General features: G+C 34.5%; 20 protein-coding genes, 1 tRNA gene and 1 pseudogene. 11 read left to right on the forward strand and 11 right to left on the reverse strand.

Annotated elements, in window-relative coordinates; translation table 11 throughout:
- Positions 1-4: 4 nt before the first annotated feature.
- A pseudogene (locus AACH21_RS01880) lies at positions 5-525 on the reverse strand (cytochrome b).
- An 837-nt stretch (positions 526-1362) separates the two neighbouring features.
- Here AACH21_RS01880 and AACH21_RS01885 point away from each other — a divergent pair.
- The 3 genes from AACH21_RS01885 to AACH21_RS01895 all read left to right on the forward strand — a co-directional run bounded on the left by AACH21_RS01885 (position 1363) and on the right by AACH21_RS01895 (position 4017).
- Positions 1363-2550 (forward strand): phosphoglycerate kinase, encoded by a 1188-nt coding sequence (locus AACH21_RS01885; protein WP_077188326.1) that lies wholly within the window; start codon positions 1363-1365, stop codon positions 2548-2550.
- A 233-nt stretch (positions 2551-2783) separates the two neighbouring features.
- Positions 2784-3113: an EndoU domain-containing protein gene (locus AACH21_RS01890; protein ID WP_338482660.1), complete on the forward strand. Its 330-nt coding sequence runs from the start codon at positions 2784-2786 to the stop codon at positions 3111-3113.
- 71 nt (positions 3114-3184) lie between these two features.
- A protein-coding gene (locus AACH21_RS01895; protein ID WP_338482219.1) for an IS5-like element ISWpi1 family transposase occupies positions 3185-4017 on the forward strand; the annotation gives its coding sequence in 2 pieces (ribosomal slippage) (positions 3185-3554 and positions 3554-4017; 834 coding nt in all).
- Here AACH21_RS01895 and AACH21_RS01900 read toward each other — a convergent pair.
- The 4 genes from AACH21_RS01900 to AACH21_RS01915 all read right to left on the reverse strand — a co-directional run bounded on the left by AACH21_RS01900 (position 3992) and on the right by AACH21_RS01915 (position 6671).
- Entirely contained in the window at positions 3992-4549 is a 558-nt protein-coding gene (locus tag AACH21_RS01900) for a 5-formyltetrahydrofolate cyclo-ligase (protein WP_338482661.1), read from the reverse strand. The two genes, AACH21_RS01895 and AACH21_RS01900, sit on opposite strands and share 26 nt — an antisense overlap.
- Positions 4533-5153, reverse strand: coding sequence for a hypothetical protein (locus AACH21_RS01905; RefSeq protein WP_006279429.1), 621 nt, complete (start codon positions 5151-5153; stop codon positions 4533-4535). The genes AACH21_RS01900 and AACH21_RS01905 overlap by 17 nt, the downstream gene beginning before the upstream one ends.
- Positions 5154-5250: 97 nt before the next feature.
- Positions 5251-6396 (reverse strand): SurA N-terminal domain-containing protein, encoded by a 1146-nt coding sequence (locus AACH21_RS01910; RefSeq protein WP_338482662.1) that lies wholly within the window; start codon positions 6394-6396, stop codon positions 5251-5253.
- Positions 6397-6580: 184 nt separating this feature from the next.
- Positions 6581-6671, reverse strand: a tRNA-Ser gene (locus AACH21_RS01915).
- Between the two features lie 348 nt (positions 6672-7019).
- Here AACH21_RS01915 and AACH21_RS01920 point away from each other — a divergent pair.
- The gene (locus AACH21_RS01920; protein ID WP_236514440.1) at positions 7020-7988 is read left to right on the forward strand and encodes an IS110 family transposase; all 969 of its coding nucleotides are present in this window, start codon (positions 7020-7022) and stop codon (positions 7986-7988) included.
- 74 nt (positions 7989-8062) lie between these two features.
- Positions 8063-8191 carry a hypothetical protein gene (locus AACH21_RS01925; protein WP_338482663.1) on the forward strand — a complete coding sequence of 43 codons (129 nt, stop codon included), beginning with the start codon at positions 8063-8065 and terminating at the stop codon, positions 8189-8191.
- A gap of 62 nt (positions 8192-8253) precedes the next feature.
- Here AACH21_RS01925 and ppa read toward each other — a convergent pair whose 3' ends face one another.
- From ppa to AACH21_RS01950, 5 genes are all read right to left on the reverse strand, one after another.
- Entirely contained in the window at positions 8254-8769 is a 516-nt protein-coding gene (ppa, locus tag AACH21_RS01930; protein ID WP_077188435.1) for an inorganic diphosphatase, read from the reverse strand.
- 75 nt (positions 8770-8844) lie between these two features.
- Positions 8845-10110: a hypothetical protein gene (locus AACH21_RS01935; RefSeq protein ID WP_338482664.1), complete on the reverse strand. Its 1266-nt coding sequence runs from the start codon at positions 10108-10110 to the stop codon at positions 8845-8847.
- A gap of 649 nt (positions 10111-10759) precedes the next feature.
- On the reverse strand, positions 10760-11872 hold the full coding sequence (gene mnmA, locus AACH21_RS01940) for a tRNA 2-thiouridine(34) synthase MnmA (protein WP_006279545.1): 1113 nt from the start codon (positions 11870-11872) through the stop codon (positions 10760-10762).
- 316 nt (positions 11873-12188) lie between these two features.
- Positions 12189-13265 carry a rod shape-determining protein gene (locus AACH21_RS01945; RefSeq protein WP_236514315.1) on the reverse strand — a complete coding sequence of 359 codons (1077 nt, stop codon included), beginning with the start codon at positions 13263-13265 and terminating at the stop codon, positions 12189-12191.
- A gap of 23 nt (positions 13266-13288) precedes the next feature.
- Positions 13289-14710, reverse strand: a complete 1422-nt coding sequence (locus AACH21_RS01950; RefSeq protein WP_077188438.1) for a carboxypeptidase — start codon at positions 14708-14710, stop codon at positions 13289-13291.
- A gap of 275 nt (positions 14711-14985) precedes the next feature.
- Between AACH21_RS01950 and AACH21_RS01955 the strand changes: the two genes are divergently transcribed.
- The 4 genes from AACH21_RS01955 to AACH21_RS01970 all read left to right on the forward strand — a co-directional run bounded on the left by AACH21_RS01955 (position 14986) and on the right by AACH21_RS01970 (position 19620).
- Positions 14986-15465 carry an OmpA family protein gene (locus AACH21_RS01955; RefSeq protein WP_010081889.1) on the forward strand — a complete coding sequence of 160 codons (480 nt, stop codon included), beginning with the start codon at positions 14986-14988 and terminating at the stop codon, positions 15463-15465.
- 184 nt (positions 15466-15649) lie between these two features.
- Positions 15650-16945 carry a tRNA lysidine(34) synthetase TilS gene (tilS, locus tag AACH21_RS01960; protein ID WP_338482665.1) on the forward strand — a complete coding sequence of 432 codons (1296 nt, stop codon included), beginning with the start codon at positions 15650-15652 and terminating at the stop codon, positions 16943-16945.
- A gap of 12 nt (positions 16946-16957) precedes the next feature.
- Complete coding sequence (gene ftsH, locus AACH21_RS01965; RefSeq protein WP_338482667.1) at positions 16958-18796, forward strand: ATP-dependent zinc metalloprotease FtsH; 1839 nt, start codon at positions 16958-16960, stop codon at positions 18794-18796.
- Positions 18797-18951: 155 nt separating this feature from the next.
- Entirely contained in the window at positions 18952-19620 is a 669-nt protein-coding gene (locus AACH21_RS01970; RefSeq protein ID WP_010081999.1) for a hypothetical protein, read from the forward strand.
- Here the strand turns inward: AACH21_RS01970 and tmk are convergent.
- On the reverse strand, positions 19613-20203 hold the full coding sequence (tmk, locus tag AACH21_RS01975) for a dTMP kinase (protein ID WP_236515193.1): 591 nt from the start codon (positions 20201-20203) through the stop codon (positions 19613-19615). The two genes, AACH21_RS01970 and tmk, sit on opposite strands and share 8 nt — an antisense overlap.
- Positions 20204-20311: 108 nt before the next feature.
- On the opposite strand from tmk, the gene AACH21_RS01980 reads away from it, so the two are divergent.
- Together AACH21_RS01980 and AACH21_RS01985 are read left to right on the forward strand one after the other, a co-directional pair.
- Positions 20312-20884 (forward strand): thioredoxin family protein, encoded by a 573-nt coding sequence (locus tag AACH21_RS01980; RefSeq protein WP_338482670.1) that lies wholly within the window; start codon positions 20312-20314, stop codon positions 20882-20884.
- Between the two features lie 5 nt (positions 20885-20889).
- A complete protein-coding gene (locus tag AACH21_RS01985) occupies positions 20890-22608 on the forward strand; it encodes a cation:proton antiporter (RefSeq protein ID WP_338482672.1) in 1719 nt (572 codons plus the stop codon).
- Positions 22609-23223: the final 615 nt, after the last annotated feature.

The following is a 23223-nucleotide window of genomic DNA, read 5'->3' on the forward strand; positions in this document are numbered from 1 at the left end:
TAACCTATATCATGCGTTTAAAAATGTTTTGCTTATCTATAAATGTGTGCTTTAAGGCGCCAAGTATATGTAAGATTATAAAGAGTACCATAAAACATGCAAGCATCGAATGTAGCTCGTTAGCCGTGTTAGCTAGATCTTTGTTTTGATTAATCAACAAAGGGATATGGAAAAATATTTGATCTGTTTGCCAGAAGCAGAAGACATGACATAGCCAGATAGTGGCATTAGCACCATTAAAGAATATAAACCAAAGTGCACTGCTTTACTTGTATTGATTACAAACCGAGAAAAATTTGCTGGAAGTGGTGGAACATAAGTAAAGACGCGAAAAAATATGCGTACTATGATTAATCCAAGAATAGCGATACCGCAAGCCTTATGAATAGCGTATATGTTGAACTTAATTTCATTGCTAAGTGGTAAGCTTTTCATATAAAGTCCAGAGCAAAGCATACCGATAATAAAAACAGCCATCAACCAATGGATAACTCTTAAACCTAGGCTATATTTATCGTCTTCCATTTTGATTACCCTAAAGTAGCATTTATATAATAGAAAAACTATTTTTCAATCAAAATTATTAAAGCAATTTAGATTTACCGACAATGTAGCTATACAAATTCGACCCAGCCGAGAGTCAAGTAGCAGGCACTGGCATCTAAGTCATAGAAACGGATCAAATGCAAAACTTACTTGACACCCTTCGCCAGCCCCCTTATCATGAAACTGAAGCTATTTATTTATCTTCTCTGTACAGATTAAATGACAAAAAAACTCAACGTATCTGGCGTCTCATGTTTAATTTTTTGCACTATGTGCACTCTATGTCTTTATCAAATTTCTAGGTTTTTACCTATACAAGCTGAAATACGCTTATAAAGCATTTAAAACATCAAAAAACGCCAACTTAAAAAATGGATAGTGAATAATTAGCTACCCTAGGGTTTCTTTTGCCTTTTTTTCTGTTTAGTAAATTTCTTAAACATTTATGACTAAAGGTTAGTTGCATTAAAAAGCAGCTAAATCGCGGTTATTAAGCGTTTAGAATAAAAAAACGCCATACTTGAAAGTATAATGTAAGTAATTAGCCAACCACGGGGCTTCTTTTGCCTTTTTTTCTGTTTAGTAAATTTCTTAAATATTTATGGCTAAACGACAATCGTCATCCCTGTAAAGGTCAAGTATCCCGCTACGTGTTAGCGGCTAAGAGATACCCGGCGGTATGACGGTTCGTGATGGCATGACGATAAGGTTCCAGTGTCAAGCGTTTGGCATGCAAATTTCCTTAAACGTTCGTAAGCTTAAAACTTTACTTTAGATCAAACTGCTGTATAGTGACTTTATAGCTTCAATTTTGTAATGAATATACCTAGTATAGAAAATTGTGATCTTCACAATAAAACCGTCTTACTCAGAGTTGATTTCAATGTTCCTATAAAAGATGGAGAAATTCGTGACGTCACTCGTATTTTGAGAGCATTGCCTACTATTCAGTATTTAGTGAATGCGAGTGCAAAGATTATTATTATATCGCATTTTGGACGCCCAAAGGCTAGAGACAATAATCTGTCGCTAAAAAATATAATTGACACTTTATCACAGTTACTAAATAAAAAAGTGAAATTCATTGATGATTGCGTTGGTGAAAAAGTGCAAAAAGCAGTGAGTGCTATGGATGCAGGAGATATAATATTACTAGAGAATCTAAGATTTTATGAAGGTGAAAAGGAGAATGATGCAAACTTTGCCAGACAATTAGCATCTCTGGCGGATACATATGTCAATGATGCATTTTCTTGCTCTCACAGAGCTCACGCTTCTATTTCACGCATTACAGAGTTTTTACCTTCCTACGCGGGATTTTGCTTGCAAGATGAGCTAAAGTATCTTGAAAAAGCTGTATCGTTTAAAGCTAAACCTATTACTGCGATAGTTGGGGGAGCCAAAATGTCAACTAAGATAAAAATGCTTATAAAGCTAACAGAAAAGGTTGATTACCTAGTTCTCGGAGGTGCAATTGCTAATAATTTTTTGTCATTTAGCAAAGTAAATATAGGGAAATCTTTCTTTCAAAATGGTGTTGACGACCTTCTGCATAATATTCTTGAAACAGCAAATAAAAACAATTGCAAAATAGTTGTGCCAGAAGACGTTCTGGTTGCAGTAAACTCTGATTACAGCACTAGTATTTCAAGAAGAACTGAGTCCATTTTGGACGGTGATATAATTTTGGATATCGGACCACAAACTTTGAGTACAATAAGCAGTATAATAGCAAGCAGTAAGACTCTGCTGTGGAATGGACCTATTGGTGTTTTTGAACATTCAGCTTTTGCAAGTGGTACAATAGGGGTAATGAAAATCGTAAGTGACTTAACGCACAAAGGAAAGTTAACCAGCATAATAGGGGGAGGCGATAGTCTATCTGCAATAAGTGCTGCAGGCTTTACCGATAAGGATTTTACATATGCTTCCACTGGTGGAGGAGCATTTTTAGATTGGTTAAGTGGCGATGAAATGCCGGGAGTTGCTGCTCTGCAAAAATGATTAGATTAAAACTTTTTTAAATTATTTCTTATAGGCTAGCTTTTTTGTGAACGTGATTATGTCGAAGACAGTTAAACTAATTTTGTGTTTAATAATACCAATAATAGGATTTATTTTTTATATTAGGGATCATTATTTTCACACTGACTATGTAGAAGAAAATAATTTTGAACCATTTTTCAGTTCACAACCAGCCACCATTTCCAGAATTAACTGACTTCGATAGAGGAGTGTTGAAAGTTTGTGGAGATTGGGGAGCGCATCCAGATAAAGAAGATTTCAAAATTTTACTTAGTTGTCTGCAGCATCAAGAAGTAGTGAAAGAAATATATGATGAGCTTGATCATCAAATTGTCACACCAGATGCGGATTTGGAGCTATTTAAAGATGAACTGGCTAACATTTGGTTTACAAATAGTGGAAGTGAAAAAGAAACTATAGGGTTTGGACATATTTTTTGTGGTGAGCCAAACGATAAATTAGGTGGCATGCATTTTGTAGGCAGATATGTTGAAGCTCAAGAAGATAAATGGGCAGGTGCGATTTGGAATCCTGTGCAATAAATCAGATATTAAGAGGTTGTCCGGAAACAAGTAAAAGGCTATAATATCTGAAATTTTAGTACGGGGTAAAGATGAGAAAAAAATATCCAACAGATCTAAGCGAAAGGGAATGGGCAAGAATAGAAAAACACTTCAGAGTATCATACAAGAAAGGAGGAAGGCCGCCAAAGTATAGCAAAAGAGAAATATTAGAAGCAATTTTCTATGTATTGCGTACAGGGTGTCAATGGCGGTATTTACCAAATGATTTTCCGCTATGGAAGACTGTGTATGAGCAGTTCAGGCAATGGAAGAAGCAGGGAATTTTTGAGAAAATGAATTATGAAATTACAAAATATAGTAGAAGAAAAATAGGAAGGAATGAGCAGCCGAGTGCCTGTATAGTAGATAGTCAATCTGTAAAGACTACAGAAAAGGGGGGATCAAAGGCTATGATGGAAGTAAAAAAGTAAAGGGTAGAAAAAGGCATATAATTACAGACACTCAGGGTTTTATACTAGGTTGTTACGTAGGCGCTGCTAACGAAAATGATAGAGATGGTATTAAAATAGCATTAAACAATATGAGAACAAAATATACTAAAGTTAAAAAAATGTGGGCTGACATGGGATACCAAGGAAGAAATTTAAAGAATCACACAAAGGAAGAATATGACATAGATATTGAAATTGTTACAAGGCCTCCATGTAGATTTTGGGTGCACAAAGATACGCCACCTGAGCTACTACCAACAAGAGAACAAGGGTTTAAAGTACAGCCAAGAAGATGGGTTGTAGAAAGGACTTTTGCTTGGGTTAATAGGAATAGAAGGCTATCGAAGGAGTATGATTTACTCACAACATCCACTGAGAATTTCATATACCTAGCTATGAGTAGGGTTATGTTAAAGAGGGAATATGCTTGAATTTACTAGTTTCCGGACAACCTCTAACACACATCTCAGTGATTATAATATCCAATTTTTGATCATGTTTTTCTACAGGTAAATCTTTACAATATTGTTTCTCATAGGCTACACCTATAAATATTTTTCCAAGTGGCCGCAGTTTTTCTATCATTGTATCATACCAACCACCGCCAAAACCTAATCTATTAAAATGATCATCAAAAGCAATAACAGGAGTAATGATTGTGTCGGGAATTACATCTTCATTTGTTTCGTTCCATTCCTCAAATTTTAGTAACTTATTTTTATTAGGAATTGCTACTTTATAATCTAAATCGAGTAAACTATGCATCAAAGGCACAACATCTATTTCCTCATCCATTGGAATGTAAGCTGCTATTGTTTTGCCTTTAACGTAGCTTAAGTTCTGATTAAAGAGATTAATAAGGGAATTTGCCGCATAACTGGAATAACTTTCATCAATATCTTTTCTTATAGCTCTATATTGCTCTCTTATTTCCTTTTTGTGCTGTTTAATATCTTTGAACATGATCTATCCATTTTGCAGTAAGTTTTTCTTGTAAACTATTTTGCTTCAAGCGCTCACTTAAAAAGTCAAAGTCAACACACCCCATATCCTGGTCTTGATTACTGCAACTATAAACAAAACTCCTTTCTCCTGTTTTCGCATTTATATGTTGCTGCACACACTGAGCGCAGATTTCTTTCATCATACACTGCATAGGAGAATTAACTGATGATATCGCTATGTGGCCTGATTTCAGATATGGCTTTAAAATTGTTTTTCTAGCTTCATTCACAGCTTTCATCATTTTGTCAGAACCAATAGTGATAATTTTATCTATAACGTTCAAATTAATACCTAATCTTCCTTGTTGATAAGAGACTATTGCATCAACTATATTACCATGAAAGGATTTATCTTGATCTCTGCTTGTTTCTATCAATCCTTCTTCACATGCCCAAACTACTGCATTTGATGCACGCTCTATCAGTGCTCGTTTAAATACATCACTTAACTTCTTATAGCCAGCAAAGTACAAAACCTTGTTATTATTTTCAAGACATGCCTTCCCTATCGAAAATAACACTGCATTTCCAACTCCACCACCAATTAGCATTATATTCTTCATGTGCTATTTTAACTGCATTTGTTCAAATTTTTTGAAATTTTATAGAACAAAGTAATTTATATAGTTCTATACACAAAGACAAGGACACTCTCTGACTTCAACTATACCGATAACTGATAGCTGCATTTTTACGCATATCATCTAATAACAAGTTGCTTTGTATCATAATCTTTTGTTGGTACATTTTCTGTTTGATTGCTTCTATACCCGCTACATTACTCTTGATATCACACAACATCATCAACTTTGCAGTGCCATTTTCTCTCAATTCTACTATTTCATTCACACTTGTTTTACTAAATAAAATCTGCAAATCAGGATTTAAATCTCGCATTTTTATTTCAAATTCCTTTGCGTTTGGCAACTTAAAATTATCTGCCAATTTATCAAAATTTAAACAATTAACTTTTTGCTCCTTGAGATTATCTAATAAACTTTCTGAACCTTCAACCACAATCTGTTTTAATTTTAAAGTGCTTTCCAGCAGTGCATGATTAAGTTGTACTTTATCTATTACTTTTATAACAGAGTAACCTTCACTAAAACTGAATGGACCTGCTATGTCGCTGGTTTCTAATCCTTCTAAAACGCTCTTGAGTTTTCCTTTTAGCTGACTTAAATTAACTGTTGCTTTACGCATCTTTATTGGAGATTCTGGGTTATTACTGTTGCGTAATTTTTTTACTAAATCTTCAGCTATACCATAAACGTCCTTGTCTTTTTGATCAGGAGTTATAAACTCTTGGAACGTGATAAGATAATCCGGCTTTTCTGTTTGCCTTTTTACATCATCTACTTCTTTATCGCTTATATTAATAAATGGCACAATTCTTACTTCAATAATTTTGCTCCACAGTAACTGACATTTTATTTGTTTTCTTAAAATACCAAGATCTATATTATGCTTCTCTATGTATTGATCAACTTCATTAGCCTTAAGTTTAAAACTTTGGGTTAAAAATAACATAATAGCATTATCTAACTCCTCGTTGCTCAATTTTATATTCAGCCTCTGTGCTTCATTGATAATGATGATTTCGTCTATTAGCTCCCTAAGCACTTGAGGCTTTGCTTCTTTTTGATTAACACTTTGAGTGCCAAACAATGAATTTATAAAGTTGATGCGTTTTTCGATATCTAAATTTGAAATTGGTTCACCATTTATATCTGCAACAATTTCAATCTCGGTTGCAAGCAACCTAAGTGGCAACACTATCAACAGTAAGATTAGTATTTTATACATACAAGTAAAGTTGTTTAGTTAATAACCAATTCTATAATAAATACTGAGTCAATGCTAGCCAACTTTTTAATAGTGATCTCAGTGACAATGGAAATAAAAACCATTGCAACAAAATCAGGTACGCTGGTAAATAGGCTAAAAACATGCTAATATAGCGAATTTAGACCGTGCTCAAAACAGTATACGGAAGGAGAGGGATTCGAACCCTCGATACGACTTTTGGGTCGTATAACGGTTTAGCAAACCGCCGCCTTCAGCCGCTCGGCCACCCTTCCAAATTTAGAACCTAAAGATTATATAATACCAAGACCTCTACCGCCTGTCTAATGCTTTTAATTGCAATATTTGTATCTGTTCAGATGCATGGCTAATGCTGAAACAAAAATTCCAGTGCTCCCTTTCTTGTCATCCCAGTGCCCAGACACTTGTATCTTTATGATGTGAGGCATTAGAGCTAAAATACCTCACAGGGAGGGTGAAGCTGATGCGACACTAATGCCATTAAGCCAGATTTTGCTTCCCTCCCATAGAGTTAAAGACTGAACAGTATCTTTTGGAATTATATCCCGTATTACAAGGTTAGTCTAAACTCTCAGTTTATTTATAGTCTTGGAGGCAATTTTATGCAAGTAAATGCTATTTTGGGTGTGGATATTTCAAAAAAGAAATTTGATGTTTGTTTGTTAGTGGACAGTAAAAAACGACACAAAGTCTTTCAAAATAATCAAGATGGTTTTGCAAAACTTGTAGTTTGGTGCAATGGCCATGGAGCAAATCTTACTCATTTATGTCTTGAAGCAACTAGTTGGTATGGAGAAGATTTGGCTACTTTTATGCACGATTTAGGACATAATGTCAGTATAGTAAACCCAGCCCAAATCAAAGCTTTTGGCAAAAGTGAGCTGCTCAGAAATAAGACAGATAAATCAGATGCAGCTATGATAGCTAGATTTTGTATCGCCAACAAACCTGCTCTTTGGAAGCCCATTGCACCTGAAATGAGGCATTTGAGGGAGCTTTACCGTTGCATGCAATCGCTAAAAGATGATAAGGTGCAACAGACAAATCGCTTGGAAAACAAAAATATGCATTCCAGTTGCAAAGAAGCTATATCTAAAGTAATTTTGGCAATAGAGGAGCAAATTATTGTTCTCGAAAAAGAAATTAATGAGCATATAAATAACTATCCACATCTAAAAAATATGGTGGAAAACCTTAAGACTATAAAAGGTATAGGATATCTTACTGCTGTTGCTGTTGTCGCAGAAATGCCATCAGTTGATAACTTTGACAATGCTAAACAATTTACAGCTTTTGCTGGTCTAAATCCAGGACATTATCAATCGGGATCGTCAGTAAGTAAGAGAAGTTGCATATGCAAAATAGGATCTGAGCGTATTCGAAAAGCTCTTTATATGCCAGCTATAGTAGTCAAAAACCATAATAATCATTTTCAAAAGTTTTGTCAGCGTCTAGCAAGTAAAGGCAAATGTCCAAAAGTCATAGTTCTTGCGTTAATGCGAAAATTAATGCATGTCTTTTTTGGTATTCTTAAAAATAATCAACCATTTAATTGTAATTTTGTTGGATAATTTGTTTGACAGCAGAGACAGTATCTGGGATCCAGGATTTTGATTAGCACTAAGTTGGTGAGCATATAAGTGTTATGTTAAAATATAACGTTTTTACGGAAAGTCTGGATCCCAGTGTCAAGCACTGGGATGACATCGTTTACTATGTGCCATATTGCAATGTTCGTACAGTTGTGGGCGGTATCTCATCAGCTAACACGTAGCGGAATGACGAATTTGTTGTTTTTCAAATCGTAGAGCCACTTTAGCTATAAATCAACAAAAACTAATTTCCGCTTTTAATAGAGCTTGCAACAATTTGTTTTGCTTCTTCTACACCAACCCATTCTCCAACTGCTACTGTTTTTCCCTTTTCTAGATCTTTATAATGAGAAAAGAAATGAGTAATTTTATCTAGTAGATTTTTAGATAAATCAGAATAGTTCTTTATATTGTCATAATAGCTATCAACACTGGAAACAGGCACTGCTAATATTTTCTCATCTTCTCCTTTTTCATCTTTAGTGAGTAATGCGCCTATTGGACGTACCGATATTAAAACACTAGATGCTAAGGGAAATTGAGTTAGCACCAAAACATCCACAGGGTCACCATCACCTGCGCAGGTATTTGGTATAAATCCATAATTGCAAGGATAAGTCATTGAGGTAGATAAAAATCTGTCAACTTGTAACAACCCAAGCTCTTTATTAAATTCATACTTTACAGGCTCAGCATTTGCACTTATTTCAATTACCACATTCACCGCATTTGGTCCCGCTGTTATTTTACTTAAATCCATAAATTACCTCTTAACTTAAGAATAAGCATTATACAATATGTGCTTTTAAGTTGCTACATTTATGTAGTTCTAAGCTTATTTTGCATGGAGCGGTTCTAATTTTTTATTCTGCACATCATCGACTGTTGAAAGTGGTGGTTTCTGTGATAATTGAAATAAAGCATATACTATTACAATAGTAAGCACCGCACCAACTATCAGGTTAGTAAGGTTGTCTTGTGGCAAAACATTTTTTATTGAGTTGAACAATTTTTGCTCCATAAAGAAATAATCAGCAACATATAACCCAACAGATAATACAAACATACCTAAAATAAGTTTACAGACTGTGTTTTTATGGTCCTTTTCTTTTTTCTTGCTGACAATGAGATCTGGCCTATATTCATTCTCTTCTGGCAACACTGAGTAGTATATATTCTCAGGGCTCGTTATTAATTGTTCAAATTCATCACTATTTTGGTTTTTTAACAGTTGCTCTAGGGTGTTTTTTCTATTTATAGGACATATTAATCCATTCATTTTCAATTCTTCCTCTTGCCAATCCATATTTTCACAGTCGGCTGTATATTTGATGGTTCCATCTCTACTTAGTAACTCGATTTTGCTTAACATTTGTGATAATCTCACAATGTAATCAAAATACAGTGGTGTATTGATCATTTTAGCTTTCTCATTAATATATTGATTAAGCGATAAAATATCTTTATCTTTGGAAATATCATTATCTTTGGTATGTATAGAAAATATGCCATAACTAGAAAATAGTAATGCTATATCTTTATCTACTTTTATATTGTGGATAGAATAATAGTGATCGATTACTTCTTTACATAAGCTAAATTCTTTATCAAATTCATTTGCATAATTTATCTTTAGTAACTTTTTAACATTATTAAGTACTTGTTTCTCAAAATCATTATTATTGTTAAATAAAGTTTTGCCTTTTGGATTCGCTAAAATATTAAGAAGCTTTAATTTTTTTTGATCTTCTGTTGATTGCTCACCACTAATTATTGAACTTAACTGTTCCTCTAATTCACCCTTGCTAACTGACATATATATCTTGTCGATTACTTCTTGAGTATTGAGCTGAACATTTTCTATAAGAATTCTATAAGCTTGAGCATAAATTAAGAATAGCCCTTGTAGACTAAACTTTAAGTTAAAATACTTATCTAATGGTTCTTTTTCTTTTCCAATGAATTCAGGCAAACCAAAATGATTTCTATGATCTCTCCATTTTAATCCAGCATGTTGATAACTGCCCCAACGAATAAACAAAGCCTCTAATAAATTGCCCTTGCCAACAATTTTTATTAATTCTTCAACCTCTTTAACCATTGCTAAAACCTATAATGTTCTACTTTATAGTATAAGGGATACATGGCAAAATAGCAATAAATGTTATTAGACTTCTTGCATAACCCAAACTAAGTAGAAAAAGGTATAGCTATACCGCCGCGGTATCTCAGCCACTAACAAGAGATCCCGCTAACACGCAGCGGGATGACGAGACTTATCTTTATGCCGCCGCGAACCGTCATACCGCGATTCATTCGCGGTATCTCTTAGCCGCTAACAAGCAGCGGGATGACGGTTGTCGTTTAGCTACAAACATTAAGAAATTTACCAAATGAAAAAAAAGGCAAAAGAAACCCTAGGGTAGCTAGTTATTCACTATCCATTTTTTAAGTTGGCGTTTTTTAATGTTTTAAATGCTTTATAAGCGTATTTCAGCTTGTGTAGGTAAAAACCCAGAAATTTGATAAAGACATAGAGTGCACATAGTGCAAAAAATTAAACATGAGACGCCAGATACGTGAGTTTTTTTGTCATTTAATCTGTACAGAGAAGATAAATAAATAGCTTCAGTTTCATGATAAGGGGGCTGGCGGAGTTTGTCAAGCAAGTTTTTTTGTTTCTATTCCCAATGTTATATGGTTATGCAAGAAGTCTATTGTATGTTTACACTCTGCATTAAAGCTTTTAGTTAAGAGCATATCCATCCACCGCCGATAACTTGCTCATCTTTATACGCTACACAGGCTTGACCTGGACTGATGCCAAAGTAATCGTCGTTTAAAATGACACAGGCTTTATTTTTTTCGTCAGTTGAATGTATTGTTGCTAAACTTCCCGCATGTGATGATCTCAGCTTCACAGTTACTTCCATACCTTCCTTTGGTTGTTCTAACCAATTTAACTCCTTGATCAATATTTTTTTTTGCATTAATACGTTGATCGGACCTACTATAACCTCATTATTTTCTGTATTAATTTTTATCACATAAAGAGGTTCATTGTGTGCGATACCCAAGCCCTTTCTTTGCCCCACTGTAAAATTTACTATGCCACTGTGCTCGCCTAGCACTTTTCCATTAACATCCACTATTTTACCTTTCTGTACAGATTGTGGAGCTAATTTAGCTATTGTTTTACTATAGCTTTCGGAAACAAAGCATATATCTTGACTGTCCGGCTTTTCAGAAATTTGTAAGCTGAAATACTTTGCTAATTTTCTTATATCACTTTTATAGAACCCACCTAGTGGAAATCGCAAAAGCTTCAATTGCTCTTGAGTTGTAGCAAACAAAAAATAACTTTGATCTTTACTTTTATCAATGCTTCTGCACAACTTTACCTCACCATTTTTTTCTAACCTTCTCACGTAATGTCCTGTTACGAGCACATCCGCACCAAGATTTTTTGTAACTTGTAATAGATCACGAAATTTTACCGTTTGGTTACATCTCACGCATGGTATGGGAGTTTCCCCACGCATATAGGTACTCGCAAAATCCTCTATTACTTCCTTTTTGAATATTTCCTCATAGTTTAAAATATAGTGAGGAAAGCCAACACTTTCAGCTACACGCTTAGCGTCATAAATATCCTGTCCAGCGCAGCATGCACCCTTTCTTGCGTTAGCATTACCGTCAGTGCCATAGAGTTGAAGAGTCACACCTATCACCTGGTACCCAAGGTTATGTAGCAGTGCTGCAGCAACCGAGCTATCAACTCCCCCGGACATTGCAACAACAGCCTTAGTCTGGTGCGGAGTTTTATCTTTTAGCAGAGGTTCAATTTCAAATTCTTTTAGCATAACCGCCTTAATTTATAAACGCAAATCTTGTGTCATTCCAACATACAACTGTGCAAACGTTTTGATTTGGGGGCAATTTACATAGTAGATAATGTCATGAAAGTAGCTGACACTGGAATCTAGCTTCTATTACACAAATTCATTAAAACAGCATATTTATTTGTAATCAAGTTTCCTGGATCCCAGTGTTAGCTACTCGGATGACACCCTTTTCTGCTAGAAGTTGCCTTCAAATTACTTGGTGCATGACACTGGGATCTCATTTATATTACATAATTCCATCAAAACAATTCGATAAACTACCTTCAAAAATAATTTAATCTTGCTTGAATAAAACATGGCCAAAATAATCCATGTTTTCAAGCACTTTTCCACTACCTAAGGCAACACAACAAAGTGGGTCATCTGCAACACGAACCGGTAATTTTGTTGTTTCACTGATAACTTTACCTAGATTACGTAATAATCCACCACCACCGGATAAAACTATTCCTCTATCGACTATATCAGAAGAAAGTTCAGGTGGAGTGCTCTCCAGCGCAGTCTTAATAGCAGAAATTATCTGATGTACAGGCTCTATTAAACTCTCTGCAACTTGGTATTCTGATAAAAGCATTTCTTTTGGCATGCCACTCACTAAATCCCTGCCTTTAATTATCATTCCCTCTTTGTTATTTTCACCTGGCAGACTGGCTGAACCTATGCTTTTCTTAATTTTCTCAGCGGTTGTTTCACCGATTAATAACTTATGATTTTCACGAATATATGATTTTATTGCTTCATCCATAATATCGCCACCTACTCTGGCAGAACGTGAATAAACAATTCCGCCTAAAGAAATAATTGCAACTTCAGTTGTACCGCCTCCTATATCAACAATCATAGAACCCTCAGGTTCAGTAACCGGGAGCCCAGCTCCGATTGCTGCAGCCATTGGTTCTTCAATTAAAAATACTTCATTTGCACCAGCACTTTCTGCTGCATCTTGTATAGCACGCCTTTCAACTGGCGTGGATCCAGATGGAACGCATATGATAATATTAGGTTTATTAACAGTGAATTTTGTGTTTGCACTGCGTATGAAATATTTTAGCATTTCTTCCGCACTTTTAAAATCAGCAATAACTCCATCCTTTAAGGGCCTTATCGCCTCTATTTCTCCAGGCGTTTTTCCAAGCATCATTTTAGCTTTTTTACCAAAAGCATAAGGAACGTAGCTTCCTTTTTCTTTTATTCTTGCTACAACTGAAGGCTCATCAAGCACTATTCCCTGATTTTTCTGATAAACTAAAGTGTTTGCAGTGCCAAGATCTATAGCAATATCGCTAGCAAATAAACCTTTGAAAGTGAAAAGACTACAAAACTTTTCGGTTAATTTTCGAACAAAATTCATACGCAACTCAAGAAAATCATTTATTAAGACAAATTATACTTTCCAGATAAGTAGCTAATGCAGCACTCAACGTCTAAACCCTTACCTGTTACTTTTTTTAGCAGTTCCAGGCCACACTTTGCACTGTATATATTTTGAGATAACCAACTGATAAGTAAACTAAAATCTCCTTTTATTATAGCACTTAATGATTCGTAATGATTCTTTTTAACGCAAGAGAAAATCTGCACAGCAGCAATTAAAGCAATAATTTTTATAGGAAAGTAGCCCATAACACCGCTTGCCCAATATTCATCTTGAAAATAAGTGTTTAGCTCATTTTCAGCTTTTACTGGAATTTTATAGTGCTTCATACCTTCCAGCCACGCATCATGCAGGTCTTTGACTTCCAATGTACCATTTATTATATCTTGTTCTAACCTAGTTCTCAACATAATATGAGCTAACAGACTAAATTCATCTGCATTTTTTAAAAAAGAAGAAAGGTTTATTTCATTGAAAATCAAGTACAAATTTTCAACACTGCTAACTTTCTCGTTAGTTTTGCCTTTTATAGCAAATTTCTCTTTTATGTGTGGTTGAATAAACTCAATAAATTCTCTGGATGTTCCAATCATCCTTTCCATGAATAACCCTTGAGTTTCATACATAACATGTCTCGTAATTGGGCTACTTATAGAATTTTGCGCTAAACATTTTTGATAAATTGCATAACCACTATGCCGTAAAAGAGAAAATAAACCATAACAAAAGTCAGATTCATCATAATCTATAGGGTAGTAATAAGAAGTACGAACCTCATGCAGTGCGACACCCATTTGCTGTAAACATGACGAGCCAAGTTCAATCTGCTTCTGAGTAGCAACTTTTTGTATATTAGTAACCTTATCCTTTTTCTGCTTTTCAATTATTTTATCTACATTTCCACTAAAGAATTTGCCTACCTTGGGAAATATTTCCTTTATATTCTTTTCTGTGATATCAGAGTCATAGTCAGCAAGCAGTGAGTCGTATTTTGAGCATTTTAATTGCTGCGATTTTATAGAAGCTACTTCGCGAATGAGTTTGATTAAATCAGTAAAACGTTCTTTTAGTTTTTCCAAGTTACTGGCTTCAGAATTGGTTAGCCTCCATAAACTTTGGCATTCAACTTTAGCTTTGGACAAAGATTTTACTAAATCAATAGGAACAGCACTGTTGCTCTTATGTATTCTCTCTATTAACTTTAGCTGCTGAGTATTTGCACTTTTTTTGTTACCAAGAGCATCTGCTAATGATTCCTTTATTACGTCATGAGAGATAATTTCATGTCTGATTTCTTCTAGAAGGCTCATTTGTTCAACTTTGTCCTCTATATTCAATTGGCTTTGGTTTAGTACTTTTAGCGTATTTTCGATATTCTTTACCCTATATAATACTTCCTCTAAAAACTTATAAGATTGCATATTTGTTCATTATTTTAGAAAACATCTGTTTAATACCGTAATAGATTAATAATAAAGTTAAAAGTATATTTGCTTAAAGTACAATAAAAAATTGTACTTTTTATTCTTTTATTGGATTTTTCTACTCAGAGTCCAGCATATTATAGGAAAATTAATTGTAAGGTTGTAGAAAAAGTATTTAGTATTTTATTTCTCTTGACTATATTACAATATGGAGAGATATTAGCTACTGAAATTAAAGTTACGCACTATTTAAAATTTATGGAGGTTTAGTAATGTGGAGTAGACTGGTTATAATGTGCTGTTTTTGTTTATTACTTACTGGTGTAAGTTCTTGCCCAAAAAAAGGAGCAAATACAACAAATAAAATAAATTCTGTTGTTAAGCAGATAGGTGATAAAAGAGTTTTCTTTGGTTATGATGAATCTAGTATTGCTGAAGTAAGTGCAGATGCATTACTTGACGTAATGGAGGTGTTACAAGATAACCCTGACGCGAAGGTTACTTTAACTGGTCACACTGACAACCGTGGTTCTCATGAATATAATCTTGCGCTAGGCGCTAGAAGGGCAGATGCAGCTAAAAAATTTATGGTTAGTTGTACACCCTACATAGAAAACAGAATAAAAACTGCTTCTAAAGGTGAAACTGAGCCTTTGGTTAATGTAAAAGATGATTCTAGAAATTCTAAATATGAAAAAGAGCATGCTAAAAATCGTAGAGTGGAATTTTCATTTTCTGGAATAAAGAAATAGTTTCTTGCATTAAAACCTGGATCCCAGTGTCAAACACTGGGATGACATAAAGAAAGGGCACTGGGGTAGACAAAAAAGGACAAACTTGTCATATTTCGTTGCTTGTTAGCGGGATCTATATATACCACAAATAAGTCGCGGTATGACGTAAGAGATCTGACCTGTCTGGCCATCAAGAGACATAATGGAATTAGAGTTATTATTTCAAAATGTGGTTAATAGTTTTGCTTTCTATAACAATCAAGTTGCAGTTGCAGTATCAGGTGGTGTAGATAGTATAGTCTTACTGCACTTAATGACTAACTGGGCAAAAAAAAACAAGCTTTCACTTCCTACAGCATTAACAGTAAATCATGGGTTACGTCCAGAGTCTCAAAAAGAAGCTGATTTTGTTGTAAGTTATGCAAAGGAACTTGGAGCAAAGGAATCGTTCATATTAAATTGGGAGAAGCAAAATATTAAAGGCAATATTCAGTTACAGGCACGAAAAGCACGGTATAAGTTACTAGCAGAGTGGTGTAAAAATAATAATGTTAAATATTTACTTGTTGCTCATCACAAAGATGATCAAGCAGAAACGTTCTTGTTAAGATTAGAGCGAGGTAGTGGCGTAGATGGATTATCATCAATGGACTACAAGTCTTTCCTAAATGGTATTTATATATTTAGGCCATTGTTAAATTTTAGTCGTAGTGAAATAGAAAAGTACGCTAAGCTTCATCGGTTAAAATGGATCGAAGATAGAAGCAACTATGACTTAAAATACAGGCGAACTTTATACCGTAACTTACTTAAAGCAAGTGATAATCAAGAGATTTTAACAGGGCGAATATGCCTCACAGCCCTTCATATGAAAAGAGCTGCAAAAGCGTTGATGCACTACACACGCCTTGCGTTTAATGACTGCGTTAATGTGCATGATCTTGGTTATATTGAAATTAAACTAAGTGAGTTTTATCAATTGCCAGAGGAAATAGCCTTGAGGCTTCTTCTTTACTCCATAATGGCAATTGCCAGTAAACATTATAAACCAAGGTACAACAGCCTTATCGTAATATTTAATAAAATATTGCAAAAGGATAGTAATGTTAACTGTACACTTTCTGGGTGTAAAATAAGAAAACATGGAGAAAATATCTTGATAATTAGAGAATCGTCAAAGATACAAGAAATTACCTTAAACCTACCTTTAAATGAATCTACTCAATGGGATAACAGATTTAGCTGCACAATACTCGGAAATCAAGAGTGTTCAGTTATCATCGCTCCATTAAAAAAAACACAAAAAGTTCCTGAATTTCTGAAGGATTACAACTTCTGCCCTGAAGTTTTCTATTCTTTGCCTGTAGTGCTAAAAGATGGAAAGGTGCTTGCTTATCCTGATGTAAATTATAACGGAAAAAATACCAATGACGATAAGGTTCAATGCATTATTAATAGCACGATAAAACAAAATTTGGTAAGCTTGATTAGTATTTAGTTAGAAATAGAAATGAAAAAATTTTTAGAAGGCTTATTGATCTGGTTAGTAATTATTGTTCTTATTTCAGTTGCTTATATTCAGTTCAGCGGAAATGTAGGTAAAAGTAAAACAATTATACCTTTTTCGGAATTTTTAACTAGATTAGAAGACAATGATGTAGAAAATATTGTCATAAAAAACCAGAGCATTGAAGGCAAGTTCAGGGACGGTTCAAGTTTCAATTCAAGCGGTGTCATATATAGCGACCTAATAAAAAATTTACATGATAGAAAAGTGAGATTCTCCTTTTCAACTGGAGATTCTGCCATGAACGTAATTGGTGGATTACTTATCTCATGGGTCCCAACATTTATCTTTATTGGCTTCTTGCTATTCTTTCTTAAACAAACACAAGCGGGGGGCAACAGAACTATAAGCTTTGGCAAGTCAAGGGCTAGACTCATTACTAGTGGAAAAAAAGTAACATTTGATGATGTTGCCGGAATTGATGAAGCAAAAGAAGAGCTAGTAGAGATCGTTGATTTTCTTAAACAAAGTCAAAAATTTCAAATATTAGGTGGAAAAATACCAAAAGGGTGCCTTTTGATTGGCTTTCCTGGAACTGGTAAAACTTTACTTGCTCGTGCAATTGCAGGAGAAGCTAATGTGCCGTTCTTTAGTATTTCTGGATCTGATTTTGTTGAAATGTTTGTGGGTGTTGGTGCAAGTCGTGTTCGTGATATGTTTGATCAAGGCAAGAAAAATGCTCCTTGTATAATTTTTATAGATGAAATAGATGCGGTGGGTAGACATCGTGGCATTGGTCTTGGTGGCGGCAATGATGAAAGAGAACAAACATTAAATCAGTTATTAGTTGAGATGGATGGCTTTGAGTCTAATGAAGGTGTAATAATAATTGCTGCGACTAACCGTCCGGATGTCTTAGATCCAGCACTGCTTAGACCTGGTCGTTTTGACCGACAGATTACTATTTCTTTACCCGATATAAATGGGCGTGAAAAGATATTAAATACTCATATAAAGAAAATATCAATAGCACCAGATGTAAACGTGAAAACAGTTGCAAGAGGAACACCAGGCTTTTCTGGAGCTGATTTAGCAAATTTAGTGAACGAATCTGCACTTATTGCTGTAAGAAGAAACAAGAAGATTGTTACCATGGACGATTTTGAATATGCACGTGATAAAGTGATGATGGGCGTAGAAAGACGATCCCTAATTATGACAGAAGAGGAAAAGAGACTGACTGCATACCATGAAGCTGGTCATGCGATAATTGCTGTTAATATGCCTGCTTCTGATCCTATACACAAGGCAACAATTATTCCACGCGGTAGAGCACTCGGTTTAGTTATGAGACTACCAGAAACAGATAGAGTGTCCCTCACAAGAGAAAAGATGATAGCAGATATTACTGTTGCTATGGGTGGAAGAGTGGCAGAGGAGCTAATTTTTGGCTACGATAAAGTCACAAGCGGTGCATCTTCGGATATAAAACAAGCATCTGATTTATCACGCGCTATGGTAACAAAATGGGGAATGAGTGACAAAATAGGTCCGATCTATCACAATCGCGAACAAACCATGCATGGTTCTGAGATAATTTCTGAAGATACGTTAAAACTTATAGATGAAGAAGTGAAGAAAGTTGTGTCTTCTTGCTATGAAAAAGCAAAAGAGATTTTGACCAAGCATAAGAAAGGCTTAGATCTCATTGCCGAAAATCTACTGGAGTTTGAAACTTTAACAGGAGATGAAATAAAGGACATATTAAATGGAAAAAAAATTGTTAGAGAGGAAAATGAGAAGAATGAGAAAATAAAAAAATCCTCTCTCTATGAGAGTTGACCTCATCTTAAAAATGTTAATCAGCTAACGCTGCAATAAAACAATTTAGAATTGTAACTGTCAATATAAATTGTATTAAAATATTCATAATATTGCATTTTCATCACAGTAATGCTATCATTCAGTTAGTATTAATGTTTAATGAGGTGTGAGTAATGATTGATATAGCTTCTATTGGTGTAAGTACAGTTATTGATCAGAATTATAGAAGAAAAGCACAATTATGTTTATCAGGATTATTTGTAACTGTGTCAATAGCAACTGTTACCTGGTTTATTTTCCCTGCGTCACAAAATGTATTAGCTCCGTTTTTACTTCCGGCTATGTTCTTGCTCTTCACTTTATCGATGGGTTATTACATGTTCATATTTAGTTGTGAAGAAAAATCTTTGGTAAAGAATGTTCTTGGTATGGTTGAACCGGCTGAATCGGTAAAGAGAGTGCATTGCCAAGAAAATATTAAGTCCTTATTAGCAGAAGTGAGAAGTACTACGAAAGATAGGTTTCGCAACGTGCTTGTTAATCTTTGTTTTGAAGATCGTAGTAAAGCACACAAACTTGCATTATATGTGAAAGAAATTGACGATATTGTGTCTTCAATAAAAAATAAAGACCTCTTAGACCATTTTGATCAATTTTTTACTATTACTGAAGTAAGCAATAAAAAAAATAGAAGTGAATTAATGAACCTCGCAAGGGCATATAAGATGATAAGTGAAGAAGATCCAGACAAAATACAGGATTTTTTAGCTACTCAAACAAAAAGTTATTCATATGAAATAATGTTACCTGAAATTGATAATTTTCTATCACAAGCTAGGTGATTTTATCAATAATTTCATTGTGTACGTGATTATCATTTTTTGTTTCAATTCCAGTGATAACACTGCACCTAACGGGCTCTTTTATGGCTATTTCCTGAAATCCTTTTCTGACCTTATTGTAAAAATTAACATCCATTTCTTCATATTTATTCTTGTCTTTTGCTCTATTTAACCCAACTTTAACATCAATATCTAGAATAAATGTAATATCTGGACATTTAATTTCCACTAGCTTATGTAAGTCCCTTATTAGCCCTAAGTCAACTCCAAACCCATATCCTTGATATGCAATAGTTGAATCAATAAACCGATCACAAATCACTATTTTTCCTTCTGCAAGAGCTGGTAATATTAATTTTTTCATATGTTCGCGCCTCATCGAGATAAGTAGCAAGAGTTCAGAAATAGAATCAATATTATTCGTTAACAATACTCCTCTTACCTTCTCTGCAAAGTTAGTGCCACCTGGTTCTCGAGTCAATACCACATTATTTTCGCCGCGAATTTGCTTAAAATGATTTGCAAGTAGCTTAGATTGTGTTGTTTTACCAGAGCCGTCTATTCCTTCGAAAGTTATGAACATAAGTTTTATAATTATAATACTAAAAAAGAATATGCAAACAGTATACATAGAAACCGTTTGACATTTAAATAATAAGACCGTAAATTACATGTGGTATAATAATAGTCTATGGTTGCTCTGAATACTCCTAAAGTTGATTTTAGTTTTACTGCAAAAGATTTTAATCTTTTGGGAGTAGACAATAAATATTATGCATTAAGTGACTGTTGTGGAAAAAATGGTCTTATTATAATGTTTATATGCAATCACTGTCCTTACGTTCAGTCAATTATTAGCAATCTGGTAAGCGATGTTGATCAATTGAAAAAAGATTATCAAGTAGACACCATTGCAATAATGCCAAATGATGTAAATGAATATCCAGAAGATTCCTTTGAAAATATGATTAATTTTGCCAAGGAAAATAAGTTTACATTTCCATATTTAATTGATAGTACACAGAAAATAGCTAAAGAATACGGGGCTGTTTGCACTCCTGACTTTTTCGGCTTTAATTCCAATTTAAACCTTTGCTATCGTGGACGTTTTAACGACACAAAAAAAGAAAAGGTTCAAAGCTATGAAGTAGGAAGTAGTGACTTATTTCAAGCTATGAAATTTATTGCAGAAACTGGTAATTCTCCAATTGACCAAAAATCAAGTATTGGCTGCTCAATTAAATGGTCTAATTCTACAGGTTAAATATCATGCACAGTGGCTCTCAGCATTTGTTTGATATTATAATTTTACTTTCTGCTGCTGTGTTTATAGTCATAGCATTTTGGAAAATGAATATTAGTCCAGTGCTTGGTTACTTCGTTGCAGGTGCAGTTATTGGTTCTCACGGATTTAATCTGATACACTCAGCTGAAGCAATGGATAATCTTGCAGAATTTGGTGTAGTTTTTCTATTATTCATTATAGGCCTTGAATTGACATTTGAACGCCTGATCGCTATGCGTATTCATGTATTTGGGTTCGGTTCTCTTCAAGTTATAGTTACCATGGTAGCAATATGGTGCATCGCTCTTGCTTTCGGAGTGAATACGAATATAGCAACAGTTATTGGTGGTGGGCTTGCGCTATCCTCAACAGCAATAGTGTTGCAGGTTCTGCAAGAAAAAGGTTCTCAAGCAAGTCAGGTTGGTAGATTGTCGGTAGCAGTGCTATTAATGCAAGATTTTGCAGTGGTACCATTAATAGTATTGGTACCTTTACTTACTGGCAATTCTGAGCACAGCCTGATAAGCTCATTGGCAGGTTCATTGGTGCAAGCAGCTATTGCATTAGTGCTGATATTTATAACTGGTAGATTATTGCTTAGACCTTTATTTTCGGTTATTGCTAAAATGGAAAGTAATGAGGTCTTTATATCAACAACGCTTTTAATAGTATTAGGAGCAGCATTTATTACTGAGCAATTCCATTTATCGTTGGCATTAGGTGCATTTGTCGCTGGATTGTTAGTTGCAGAAACAGAATACAGACACTCAGTGGAACACGCGGTACTACCATTTAAAGATTTGTTTCTTGGCTTATTTTTCATGACTGTTGGTATGTCCATCAATACCGAACTTTTACTCAATAAGTTACCACTAATCACCTTATTATCGATTATCCTTATCGTTTTAAAAACATCTATCATATATATATTGTGTAGATTTTTTGGGTTTAAGAGTGCACCTGCTATACAAGCTGGGTTACTGCTTTCACAAGGCGGTGAATTTGCGTTTATTTTATTTCGCTTAGCAGATGAGCTAAATGTGCTACCAAGTGAAATCGCTCAAGTACTTATGATGGTAACTACAGTAACCATGGCTTTCACTCCTCTTTTATCGGGGCTTGGAGATTGGATAGCAAACTCATTTAGCACTGAGAAAACAATATTAGATGATGAAGCTGTTGAAACAGATACACAAGATCTTTATAACCATGTGATAGTTGCTGGATTTGGTAGAGTGGGATATATGGTAACAAAAATGCTTACTGCAGAGCATTTAAGTTACGTTGTTGTAGATATTCAATCGAAAATAGTCAAAGAAGGAAAAAGTGATAGTTTTCCTATATATCTTGGAGATGTTACAAGATGTGAAATTTTAAAATCGGTAGGAATAGAAAGAGCTCAAGCTCTCGTTATTTCAATAAAGAATGAAGTTACTATAAAAAAAGTTGTTTCTTTAGTTGCAGCAAATTTTCCGCATGTAAATATTGTAATACGCTTACCAGATCTGAGTAATGTGGAGGTTTATAGAGATCTAGGAGCTAGTAAAATTATTCCTGAAACACCTGAGATAGGATTGCAGCTAGGTGGAGCTGCACTGAGCCTTAGTGGTATTAGCGAAAGTGGAGTTACGTCTTTAAAAAGTAGATTTAGAAAAGGCAATTATAGTATGTTAAAAGACCTTGGTAGTGATAAAGATGAATAACTACTTCTCTAATTTTATGTACAGAAAGCTTCAAGCTTTGTTGAGGTTAGATGCATGGCTAATGCTGAAACAAAAATTCCAGTGCTCCCTTTCTTGTCATCCCAGTGCGTGACACTGGGATGGCTTTGTTGCATCGCTAGCTATGATGGATAAAGATAAAAAAGATGGAGAATATCAGTAGCTTATTATTCTGGTATTTATAACAAGAACGGTCAGTGAATACCTAAATTTGAGTAAAAGAAATTTCACTACCACTCACTAATCCGGCTAAAATTCAAGAATTTCAATGCTTTAGCTATTTTCAATAGAATTAAATTTATTAATGTAAATAATAAATTACTATTCTTAAATTTGATCAGATTGATTGCAAAAAAACAAGATTTTCAATAGGTTGCTTATAATCCTAACTATAGTTAGCCTTTCATAAGTAGCGATGCAACAAAGCCCACTGGGATCCAGATTGGGCACTAAGTTGGTAAACACGAAAGCGCTTTACAACGTTTTTGATGGAACTGTGCAAAAGGACTGGATGCCAGTGGGCTTTGTTGCATAGCAACTGAAAAATCTGGTGGCTACTGACAAAATTCATTATAAAATAGCCATTTAACCTTGAAA

The organism is Wolbachia endosymbiont (group A) of Ophion costatus (genome assembly GCF_963969245.1).
Taxonomy (GTDB): Bacteria; Pseudomonadota; Alphaproteobacteria; order Rickettsiales; family Anaplasmataceae; genus Wolbachia; species Wolbachia pipientis.